Consider the following 10,660-nt stretch of genomic DNA (forward strand, 5'->3'; position numbering starts at 1 on the left):
CAGGCCGCTGCCGTGGCGCTGACCACGCCGCAGCCCGCCCCGGCCACGGTGGAAACCACCGTCACCACGCAGGGCGCAGCCCGCGCGCCGGTGAAGAAGGTCACGGTGCGCAAGGTGGCCCGCCGCACCGCGCATACCCCGGTGCGCACGGCTTCCGCCGCCAGCACGGTGACCACCACCACCCGCGTCACGCAGTAATCTGCGTAGCCACAAACAAAAAGGCCCCGGTATCCAGCGCGGATACCGGGGCCTTTTCTATACCCAAAAGGTGTGCCAGCTCACCCCTTCTTGAGGTGGCGACGACCCAGCAGTTCGGCAATCTGCACGGCGTTGAGCGCCGCGCCCTTGCGCAGGTTGTCAGACACGCACCACAGCGACAGGCCGTTGTCGACGGTGGAGTCTTCGCGCACGCGCGAAACGTAGGTGGCATAATCGCCCACGCATTCCACCGGCGTGACATAGCCGCCGTCCTCGCGCTTATCGACCAGCATCACACCCGGCGCCTCGCGCAGCAGGTCCTGGGCTTCGACGGCCGAGATTTCGTCCTCGAATTCCAGGTTGATCGCTTCGGAGTGACCGATGAACACCGGCACACGCACGCAGGTTGCCGTGACCTTGACGTTGGGATCGAGAATCTTCTTGGTTTCGGCCACCATCTTCCACTCTTCCTTGGTCGAACCATCATCCAGGAAGCTGTCGATGTGCGGGATCACGTTGAAGGCGATCTGCTTGGTGAACTTCTTGGGTTCGACCTGATCGCCCACGAAGATCGCGCGGCTCTGCTCGAACAGTTCGTCCATGCCTTCCTTGCCGGCGCCCGACACCGACTGGTAGGTGGCCACGACCACGCGCTTGATCTTGGCCTTGTCGTGTAGCGGCTTGAGCGCCACGACCATCTGCGCGGTGGAGCAGTTGGGGTTGGCGATGATGTTGCGTGCCTTGTACCCGTCGATCGCATCGGGGTTCACTTCGGGCACGATCAGCGGCACGTCCGGGTCCATGCGATAGAGCGACGAGTTGTCGATCACCACGCAGCCCTGCGATGCGGCCTTCGGCGCATAGATCTTGGTCGGCGCCGAGCCTGCGGCAAACAGCGCGATATCCCAGCCCGTGAAGTCGAAATGCTCGACGTTCTGCACTTTCAGCTTCTTGCCGGTTTCACCGAAATCGATCTCGCTGCCCTGCGAGCGCGAAGAGGCCAGCACGGCGATCTCGTCGATCGGGAATTCGCGCTCGGCCAGGATGTTGAGCATCTCACGGCCAACATTGCCCGTCGCACCCACCACTACAACCCGATAACCCATGATACCTGTCACTCCCTTGCGGGCGCCTTGCGCGCGCCCGTTCCTTAGCGGCTGGTTCCAACCAGCCAAGCGAAAGGGGCTTTTGCCCCCCAAACGTCTTATTTGCCGCTGCCCGCGCCGTTGCGGTCGAGAAAGCGGAACATCGTCTCGTAGAGATGCTGGCTCACCTTGGGCCCGCTGATGCGGTGGGTGTAGCCGGGATAGAGCATCATCTCGAACGGAATGGCCTCGCCCTGCATCTTGGCGATCAGCGCGGTGCTGTTTTCGAACACCACGTTGTCATCGGCCATGCCGTGGACCAGCAGCAGCGGATCGCGGATCTGCCCGGTTTGCTCCAGCGCGCCGGCGGCCTTGTAAACCTCGGGCACCTGCTTGGGATTGCCGAGATAACGCTCGGTATAGGCGGTATCGTAAAGCTCCCACTTGGTGACCGGCGCCACGGCGATGCCCGCAGCCCAGACGCCAGGATGCGCTTCGAGCATCTTGACCGTCATGTAGCCGCCATAGGACCAGCCAAACGTGCTGACGCGCGCGGGATCGACATAGGGCTGGGTCTTGAGCCACTGCGCACCCGCCAGTTGGTCTTCCACCTCGACCGTGCCCATCGCGTGCCAGATCTTGCTGCCGAAATCGACGCCACGGTTTTCCGAGCCGCGGTTGTCCAGCGCGAAATAAATATAGCCCTTGGCCACGATCGCCTGGGCCAGCGCGCCCTGCCAGCCCTTGTGCACCACGTTCGCGGTGGGGCCGCCATAGTGATAGGTAAACACCGGATAGCGCTTGCCCGGCACCATCGGCGGGGTGATCATCATGTAGTGCAACGGCGTGCCGTCTGCCGCCGCGATCGTGCCGAACGTCGCCGGGCGATGCGCGGCAAGATAGGGCGCATAGGCGTGGGCCGCGTCCACCTTGTTTTCCTCGATCCACGCCAGCCGCTTGCCATGGGCATCGGCCAGATAGGATTGCGGCGGCTGCGCATCGGCGCTGCGCGTCACGATCAGGGCCTGGCCCTTGCCGTCCATGCTCGCCTTGTTGTCAAAGGCCAGGTCGGTCAGCCGCGCGATCTTGTCGGGCGCGGTGAGCGACAGGGCATAGACCTGCCCGGCCAGCACATCGTCGCGCGTGCCGGCGAAATAGACGCGCCCGGTCTTCTGGTCCACGCCAACCAGGTCGGTGACGACCCAGTCACCCTTGGTCAGCTGCTGCCAGCGGCCATCCTTGAAGCGGCGATAGAGGTGGCCAAAGCCATCGCGTTCCGACCACCAGATCAGGCTGCCATCATCGAGGAAGCGATAATTGCTCGACAGGTTGATCCAGCTCTTCTCGCGCGCCTGTTCGGTGAACAGCACATGCGAAGCACCGGTCGCCGGGTCCACCGCCAGCATATCGAGCCGGGTCTGCGCGCGGTCCAGCCGCTGGACATAGAGCGTCTTGCCATCGCTCGCCCAATCGACGCGACCCAGATAGATGTCCTTGTCCGCCCCCAGCTCCACCTGAACGCGATGGCCGCCATCGGCATCCATCAGCCACAGCGAGACATCGGCATTGGCGCCGCCGGCCGCAGGATAGCGCTGGTCATAGGTGCGCGTGCCATCGGCGCCGATGGCCGCGCGCGTCACCACGCCCACCGCTGCCTCGTCAAAGCGTTCCACGGCCAGGCGCTTTTCATCGGGCGCCCACCAGAACCCGCTCATGCGGTTGAGTTCTTCCTGGGCAACGAACTCTGCCTCGCCCCAGTGGACGGTTTCGGCGCTTTCCTCGGGCGTGATCGCGCGCGGCGGCGCCTTGCCATCAGCCGGTGCGATCCACAGCCGGCGATCGCGCACGAACGCCAGGGTATCGCCCTGCGGCCCCAGGCGCGGGTTCAACTCGCCCCCGGTGGTGCCGGCGATCTTGCGCACCTTGCCATCAAGGCCAGCGAGCAGCAGTTCGCCATCGAGCGGCACCAGCACGGTCTTGCTGTCACTCGCCCAGTCATAGCTGACGATACCCTTGAGATCGCCGATGCGCTGGCGCTCGCGCTGCATCTTTTCCGCTTCGCTCAACACCCGGCCCGACGACAGCTTGAGCGAATCGACCAGCATCGACCACTTGCCGGTCTTGCGATCAAAGCCCCACAGGTCGAACCGCTCGCGATCGTCGGCGCGGTTCTTGAGCAGGGTGAGATAGCGCCCATCGGGCGACAGCTGCACGCCGCGCGGGGTGGGTCCGTTGAGCGAGGGGCTGGCGAACACCCGTTCGAGCGTTAGCACGGGGGCGGCGCTGGGCGCGGTCACCGGGGCTGTTCCAGCAGGGGCTGCATGGGCAAGAACAGGGGCGCAGACCAGCGCCGTGGCAAGCAGGTGAAGGCGGAATTGCATGGCAAGGGGATGTTCCCGATAAGCAAAAAAGGCGCCCTGGCGGATATGCCAGGACGCCTTTTTCACGGTCATTTCCGTGTCGCGGCGGCGGCTTCTCAGCCTTCCTGGCCGGGGCGCGTGTCACGGCGCTCGGCAATACGGGCGCTTTTGCCGGTACGGCCGCGAAGGTAGTACAGCTTCGCACGACGCACCACGCCCCGACGGACGACGGTAATCGAATCGATGTTGGGCGAGTAGAGCGGGAACACGCGTTCCACGCCTTCGCCGAACGAGATCTTGCGAACGGTGAAGTTGGAGCCCATGCCGCGATTCGAACGCGCGATCACGACGCCTTCATAGGCCTGAACGCGGGTGCGCTCGCCTTCAACGACGCGCACGCCGACGCGCACGGTGTCACCAGCGCGGAATTCGGGGATGGTCTTCGACGCCTTGAATTCGGCGATCGCTTCAGCTTCAATCTGCTGAATCAGGTTCATTTTTCAAACGTCCTGCACTTTTTTGCCGCGCGCCAGAGGCAGACTGGACCCGAACGCCGACGTGGCGCTCCCAAAGATCCGGCCTGCGTAACCGTGTGTCATCCTCGGACTGGCGTTGCCGCCATTCCGCGATCTTCGCATGATCCCCCGATCGCAGCACTTGCGGGATCGTGCGCCCTTCCCATTCCTGGGGGCGGGTATAGTGGGGATATTCGAGCAGCCCGTTTTCGAACGACTCTTCATGCCCACTAGAAGCCGCGCCCATTACGCCGGGAAGCAGGCGAATGCAAGCATCGAGCAGCATCAGCGCGGCACATTCGCCGCCCGACAGGATGATGTCTCCCACCGAGACTTCCTCCACCTGGCGGCCCTCGAATATGCGCTCGTCAAAACCCTCGAACCGGCCGCACACGACGATCACCCCCGGCCCCGCCGCCAGCTCGCGCACGCGGGCCTGGGTCAACGGTTTGCCGCGCGGCGTCATCGCGATGACGGGAATGGTCGAGGCCCCTCCACCACCGGCTGCGCCGGCGGTCCCCCTCCCCATTGCATGGGGAGGATCAACAAGCTCCTCCCCCGCCGGGGGAGGGGAACCAGCCGCAGGCTGGTGGAGGGGGCTGTCCTCTTCTAAGGATGGTTCGTATCCCACCCTCTCCGCCATTCTCGCCCGCGCATGATCGATTGCCTTGGCCAGCACATCCACGCGCAGCACCATCCCCGCCCCGCCGCCAGCGGGCGTATCATCAACGGTGCGGTGCTTGTCGGTAGCAAAATCCCTGATCTGCACGGGATCGAGCGTCCACTTCCCCTCCCCCAGCGCGCGCCCGGCCAGGCTCACGCCCAGTGGCCCGGGAAACATCTCGGGGTAAAGCGTGAGAACGGCAGCGTGGAAGGTCATCTACAAAAAGTCCTGCTCGATCCTCCCCGACACGGGGAGGGGGACCAGCCGCAGGCTGGTGGAGGGGCCTTGGCGTGCGGGAGCGGCCTTGGCAACCGTGCTTCAATCCGCCCAGTCCTCGATCTTCAACCCCGGCACATCGGCAAAGTCGCGCTCATTGCGCGTCACCAGTATCAGTCCGCGTTCCAGCGCCTGTACGCCGATCAACCGATCGAAACTTTTGCGCCGAACGCCGATGGCGCGCACCACATCGCCATAACGACGGGCACAGGCACGGTCGAAATCGAGCGTTTCCAGGCTAGCCACGAAAATATCGATCTTCTTTGCGTCCCGCCCAGGATCGGCAGACGTGCGTATACCGGCCATCAGTTCGGCGACCGATATCGTGGAAACGAACAGCTTGCCGAAATTCTCGCCCATGCGCGCGGCAAGTGACTCGCTGCGCCCGGCGAGAAAATCGATGCATGCATTGGTATCGAGCAGGTACATCAGGCCGCTGCCGGATGGTGCGGCGTGTCGGGCCAGTCATAGTCGCCCTGGTCGGTGTCGCCGCGCCCCTGCGCCATGAAGGCTTCAGACACGCTGCCAAACAGCCGCAGAAAGGCCTCGCGCGATTGCGCTTTCCGCCAGGCGGTCATGCTGCCATCGGCATGGGGAACCACGATCAGTTCCTCGCCCGCCTCGATGCCAAGCCCTTTCGGCAGGCGCAGGGCCACCGAATTGCCGGACTTGAAACTTCGGACAGTGAATTGCTCGGTCACGGCAACCTCCGTATATCCGGGAGGTATATACTATTCCGCGTAGAGAGCGTCAATCAACAGGCGGTCCGCGTTCCATTCGGGCACCGCTTCGGCGCGCATCGGCACCATGAAGCGCTTGCCATCGGGCCGCTCGATATCGAGCACGTCACCTGCGCCATAATTGTCCACGCCCACGCAGGTGCCCAGCACGGCGCCGTCGGTGGAATGAGCCGGCAGGCCGATCAGATCGGCATGGTAATATTCGCCGTCGGCGAGCGGCGGCAGGGCCGAACGCGGGACGGTCAGTGCCGTGCTGCGCAGGCCTTCTGCCGCATTGCGCGTGGTGACTTCGGCAAAGCGGGCGATTGCCCCGCCCTTGCCGTCGTCGCGCAGCTTTTCAAGGGTCAGCGTGCCGCCGTTGAACGCCTTGTAGGCTTTCAACGCCGCCACGCCTTCACCAAACAGCTTGAGGCGCACCTCGCCGGCCACGCCATGCGCGCCGGCGATGGCCGCAAGCGTGACCGGACGATCATGCGTCATGCCGCTTGCCTAAGCTCAGGCTTCGGTGGCTTCGGCAGCCGGTTCGGCGCTGGCAGCAGCGGCCGCTTCAGCAGCAGCAGCGGCCTTTTCAGCGCGATCTTCAGCGCGTTCCTTGGCCTTCTTGCCGGGTTCGCCAGCCTGCGGGTTGTTGGTGGGGGCGCGTTCCTTGATGCCGGCCTTGTCGAGCAGACGGGCAACGCGGTCGGTCGGCTGGGCGCCAACGCCGAGCCAGTAGCGCACGCGGTCTTCGACCAGGCGCACGCGGTCTTCGGCGTCCTTGGCGAGCAGCGGGTTGTAGGTGCCCACCTGCTCCAGATACTTGCCATCGCGCGGGGCGCGGCTGTTCGAAGCAACGATCTTGTAATAGGGGCGCTTCTTGGAACCGCCACGCGACAGACGCAGAGAAACAGACATTCGACTACCTTTCAAACAAACTGAAAAATCAGGATAAAATCATTTCTTCTTGAGCAGGTCAGCCAGGTTTGACGGCAAGCCGCCACTGCCCATGCCGGGCAGGCCGGGAAGGCCGCCACCGCCGCCCATACCGCCAAGGCCGCCGCCCATGCCGCCGCCGAGCCCACCGGGGCCGGCCTGCTGATCAAGGCCCGGCATCGCGGCGCCAAGGCCACCCTTGCCGAACAGCGCGCCCAGGCCCTTGAGGCCGCCCATCTTCTTGATCTGCTTCATGGCCTTGGCCATTTCCATGTGCATCTTCAGAAGCTTGTTGACGTCCTGCACCGTGGTGCCGGACCCCTTGGCGACGCGGATCTTGCGCTTGGCGTTCAAGAGTTCGGGCTTGGTGCGCTCCTTGGCCGTCATCGAACCGATGATCGCATCCATGTGCAGCAGCACCTTGTCGTCCATGCCCGACTGCGCCATCGCCGCCTTGGCCTTCTTCATGCCCGGCATCAGGCCCGCGAGCGCGCCCAGGCCGCCCATGCGCTGCATCTGCTGCAACTGCATGCGCAGATCGTTCATGTCGAACTGGCCCTTGGCCATGCGCGCGGCGAGCTTTTCAGCTTCGTCCTGCTTGATCGTCGCCGCCGCCTTTTCGACGATCGAGACGATATCGCCCATGCCCAGGATGCGGCCGGCAACACGTTCGGGCTGGAACGGTTCGATCGCGTCGAGCTTTTCGCCGGTGGCGGCAAACTTGATCGGCTTGCCGGTAACCGCGCGCATCGACAGCGCCGCACCGCCGCGGGCATCGCCATCCATGCGGGTCAGCACCACGCCGGTCAGGTCAACTTCGCCAGCGAACGCCTGCGCCACGTTGACCGCGTCCTGGCCGGTCAGCGAGTCGACGACGAGCAGGGTTTCCTTGGGCACGGAGATGGCAGCGACTGCCTTCATCTCGTCCATCAGCGCCTGGTCGACGTGGAGACGGCCAGCGGTATCGAGCAGCAGCACGTCCACGGCCTGAAGCTTCGCGGAATGCAGTGCGCGCGTGGCGATTTCCACCGGCGACTGGCCCGGCACGATCGGCAGCGTGGCAACGCCGGCCTGCTCGCCCAGCACGCGCAGCTGTTCCTGCGCGGCGGGGCGATTGACGTCGAGCGACGCCATCATCACCTTCTTGCCGCGCTTTTCCTTGAGCAGCTTGCCGATCTTGGCCGTGCTGGTGGTCTTGCCCGAACCCTGCAGGCCGACCATCATGATCACCACCGGCGGGGCGGCTGCCAGATCGAGATCGGCGGCCTCGCTGCCCAGCATTTCAACCAGCGCGTCGTTGACGATCTTGACGACCTGCTGGCCCGGCGTGACCGACTTCAGGACCGACTGGCCAACGGCTTCTTCGGTAACGCGATCGATGAAGCGGCGCACCACCGGCAAGGCCACGTCGGCCTCCAGCAGGGCGATGCGCACTTCGCGCATGGCGGCGCGAACATCGTCCTCGGAAAGCGCGCCGCGCCCGCGCAGGCGGTCGAATACACCGCCAAGCCGGTCGGAAAGACTGTCGAACACGCGCTGCTCCATTGCCAAAACGGGCGCCGCCAGCCGATAACGCGAAAAACGCCGGTGGGCGAAACCTCGCCGACCAGCGTGCGCCATCCAACAGGGGGCGTACAAAACGACTCTGCGCAAGCGCCGGCGAATCCCGGCTCTGGCAGAGCGGTGCCCTTACCCGCGCCCTTGCCCGATTGCAACCCTGCGCCGCGCCCTCCTGCGGCAAAAATGCCGGCCAAGCGGGGGCTTTGGGCCCCTTAACCAATCTTTCAACAGCCTGCACGTAGTTTCCCGCAGGTGGGTAACAGGGCATGCATGCAAGCTGCCCCCCCGGGGGAAACGAGCAGGTAACGGTATGGCAAGTGCGGCAATGGAAAGCGGCCAACCCGCATCAGCGGCACCAACCGGCATCGCCCGTGCCGAGCGCGATGTCGTCGCCCTGGGCATCATCACCGCAGCGATCATCCTGTTCGTGGGGTCCGGTTCGGCAGTGCTCACCCGCGCCTTGCGCCATGTGCTGTTCGGCGGGGCGAGTGTCGATTCGGTGCTGGCCAATGCGCTCTTGCTCAATATTGCGCTGATCATCTTTGGCTGGCGCCGGTATGTGGAACTGACCGGCGAAGTGCGCGAGCGGCGCCGGGCCGAGGAAACAGCGCGTACCCTGGCCTTTACCGATCCGCTGACCGGCTGCCTTAATCGCCGCAGCCTGGATGGTGCGATCGAAGCCCTGGTGGCCGAGGCCCGCGCCCATGGCGACGCCGTGGCGCTGTTCATGCTCGACCTCGACAAGTTCAAGCGCGCCAACGATCTGCATGGCCACCAGACCGGCGACGCGGTGCTGGTGGCAACGGCCGATCGCCTGCGCGCCACGCTGCCGCCGGGCGCGATCATCGCCCGCATCGGAGGCGACGAATTCACCTGCGCCATGCGGTTTGACCCGGCGCGCGCGGCGATGGTCGAGCAACTGGCCGAAAAGCTCAATGCCACGCTGGGCGAGCCGGTGCGCCTGCCTGATTGCGAGGTGGATATTTCCGGGTCGATCGGCCTGGCGCGCAGCGATGGCGCCACCATGCCACCCCAGGCTGACGACGCGACGATCGCTGCCCGCCTGCAACACCACGCCGATCTCGCCATGTACCAGGCCAAGAGCGGCGGCCGCAATCGCTTCTGCTGGTTCGACCCGACGATGGAAAAGGAACTGCGGTTCCGCGCCGAGCTGGAAACCGGCATCCGCGAAGGCATCGCGCGCGGCGAATTCGTGCCCTATTACGAAAAGCAGATCGACATCGACACCGGCCGGCTTTCCGGTTTCGAGATGCTGGCCCGCTGGCAATCGCCGCGCCATGGCCTGATCGCGCCCGACGTGTTCATTCCCGTGGCCGAGGAAATCGGCGTGATTGCCGAACTTTCGGAGTCGCTGATCCGCCAGGCGCTGGTCGATGCCCGCGAATGGGATCCCTCGCTCACGCTGTCGGTCAATGTCTCGCCTTTGCAGCTGCGTGACCCCTGGTTTGCGCAGCGCCTGCTCAAGCTGTTGGTCGAGGCCAATTTCCCCCCGCACCGGCTGGACGTGGAAATCACCGAAACCTGCCTGCACGAAAACCTGCCGCTGGTCCGCTCGCTGGTCGCCAGCCTCAAGAACCAGGGCATCCGCTTGAGCCTTGATGATTTCGGCACTGGCTACAGCTCGATCGCGCAGCTGCGCTCGCTGCCGTTTGACCGCATCAAGATCGACCGCAGCTTTGTCTCCACGCTCGACAGCTGCAAGGACAGCGCCACGATCGTGGCCGCGATCACCTCGCTCGGCCAGGGGCTGGATCTGCCGCTGACCGCCGAAGGGATCGAAACCGAGGGCGTGCTCGAAGAGCTGCGCAAGCTGGGCTCGTTCAAGGGCCAGGGCTTCCTCTATGGCCATCCGCAGGATGCCCAGACGGTGCGCGCCGCACTGGCCGCCGACGATCTGCTGATCGGCAACGCCACCCCGGCCGACGCAGCCGCGCAAGAGCCGGCAACGCCAGGCCAGAACCGCGCCGCGCTCGGCTGAACCCGGTGTGACAAGCAGCGCAGCCATTGCGCCGCCACCCTTTGCCGCCTAGATCGCGCCCATGCGTATTCCGTTCATCAAGATGCATGGCCTGGGCAACGATTTCGTCGTGATCGACGCGCGCGAAACCGCGCTGCCGGTCTCGCCCGCGCGCGCCGCGGCGCTGGCCGATCGCCACACCGGCATCGGCTGCGACCAGTTCATCGTGCTGGAACCGTCGGACCAGGCCGATGTGAAGATGCGCATCTTCAATCCCGATGGCAGCGAAGTGGGCGCCTGCGGCAACGCCAGCCGCGCCGTGGGCCTGCTGCTGGGCGGCGAACGAGCGGGCCGCACCCGGATCGAAACCGG

At 65.1% G+C, this 10,660-nt stretch carries 11 protein-coding genes and 1 pseudogene; 3 read left to right on the forward strand and 9 right to left on the reverse strand.

Annotation, left to right across the window (positions count from 1 at the left end; all coding sequences use genetic code 11):
• A partial coding sequence (locus tag H926_RS33910) for a hypothetical protein (RefSeq protein ID WP_043611194.1) occupies positions 1–198 on the forward strand: 198 nt, incomplete at its 5' end.
• A gap of 80 nt (positions 199–278) precedes the next feature.
• On the opposite strand, the gene H926_RS0123165 is transcribed toward H926_RS33910, so the two are convergent.
• The 9 genes from H926_RS0123165 to ffh form a co-directional block, all read right to left on the reverse strand.
• Positions 279–1,304: an aspartate-semialdehyde dehydrogenase gene (locus H926_RS0123165; protein WP_022678356.1), complete on the reverse strand. Its 1,026-nt coding sequence runs from the start codon at positions 1,302–1,304 to the stop codon at positions 279–281.
• A 98-nt stretch (positions 1,305–1,402) separates the two neighbouring features.
• A complete protein-coding gene (locus H926_RS0123170; protein WP_028658411.1) occupies positions 1,403–3,664 on the reverse strand; it encodes a S9 family peptidase in 2,262 nt (753 codons plus the stop codon).
• Between the two features lie 95 nt (positions 3,665–3,759).
• Positions 3,760–4,140 carry a 50S ribosomal protein L19 gene (gene rplS, locus H926_RS0123175; RefSeq protein ID WP_022678358.1) on the reverse strand — a complete coding sequence of 127 codons (381 nt, stop codon included), beginning with the start codon at positions 4,138–4,140 and terminating at the stop codon, positions 3,760–3,762.
• Positions 4,118–5,038 (reverse strand): tRNA (guanosine(37)-N1)-methyltransferase TrmD, encoded by a 921-nt coding sequence (gene trmD, locus H926_RS30170; RefSeq protein ID WP_022678359.1) that lies wholly within the window; start codon positions 5,036–5,038, stop codon positions 4,118–4,120. Before trmD ends, rplS begins: the two co-directional genes overlap by 23 nt.
• Before the next feature lie 102 nt (positions 5,039–5,140).
• The gene (locus tag H926_RS0123185; protein ID WP_022678360.1) at positions 5,141–5,527 is read right to left on the reverse strand and encodes a type II toxin-antitoxin system VapC family toxin; all 387 of its coding nucleotides are present in this window, start codon (positions 5,525–5,527) and stop codon (positions 5,141–5,143) included.
• Complete coding sequence (locus H926_RS0123190; protein WP_022678361.1) at positions 5,527–5,799, reverse strand: AbrB/MazE/SpoVT family DNA-binding domain-containing protein; 273 nt, start codon at positions 5,797–5,799, stop codon at positions 5,527–5,529. The genes H926_RS0123185 and H926_RS0123190 overlap by 1 nt, the downstream gene beginning before the upstream one ends.
• A gap of 30 nt (positions 5,800–5,829) precedes the next feature.
• Complete coding sequence (gene rimM, locus H926_RS0123195) at positions 5,830–6,318, reverse strand: ribosome maturation factor RimM (RefSeq protein WP_022678362.1); 489 nt, start codon at positions 6,316–6,318, stop codon at positions 5,830–5,832.
• A 15-nt stretch (positions 6,319–6,333) separates the two neighbouring features.
• Positions 6,334–6,732: a 30S ribosomal protein S16 gene (gene rpsP, locus H926_RS30175; protein WP_022678363.1), complete on the reverse strand. Its 399-nt coding sequence runs from the start codon at positions 6,730–6,732 to the stop codon at positions 6,334–6,336.
• A 39-nt stretch (positions 6,733–6,771) separates the two neighbouring features.
• Positions 6,772–8,283, reverse strand: coding sequence for a signal recognition particle protein (gene ffh / locus H926_RS0123205; protein ID WP_028658413.1), 1,512 nt, complete (start codon positions 8,281–8,283; stop codon positions 6,772–6,774).
• Between the two features lie 337 nt (positions 8,284–8,620).
• Between ffh and H926_RS30180 the strand changes: the two genes are divergently transcribed.
• Together H926_RS30180 and H926_RS30185 are read left to right on the forward strand one after the other, a co-directional pair.
• Positions 8,621–10,309, forward strand: coding sequence for a bifunctional diguanylate cyclase/phosphodiesterase (locus H926_RS30180; protein ID WP_231627777.1), 1,689 nt, complete (start codon positions 8,621–8,623; stop codon positions 10,307–10,309).
• Between the two features lie 61 nt (positions 10,310–10,370).
• A pseudogene (locus H926_RS30185) lies at positions 10,371–10,660 on the forward strand (diaminopimelate epimerase); the annotation flags it as partial.

Origin of the sequence: Novosphingobium sp. B-7 (assembly GCF_000410615.1) — a bacterium.
Lineage (GTDB): Bacteria > Pseudomonadota > Alphaproteobacteria > Sphingomonadales > Sphingomonadaceae > Novosphingobium > Novosphingobium capsulatum.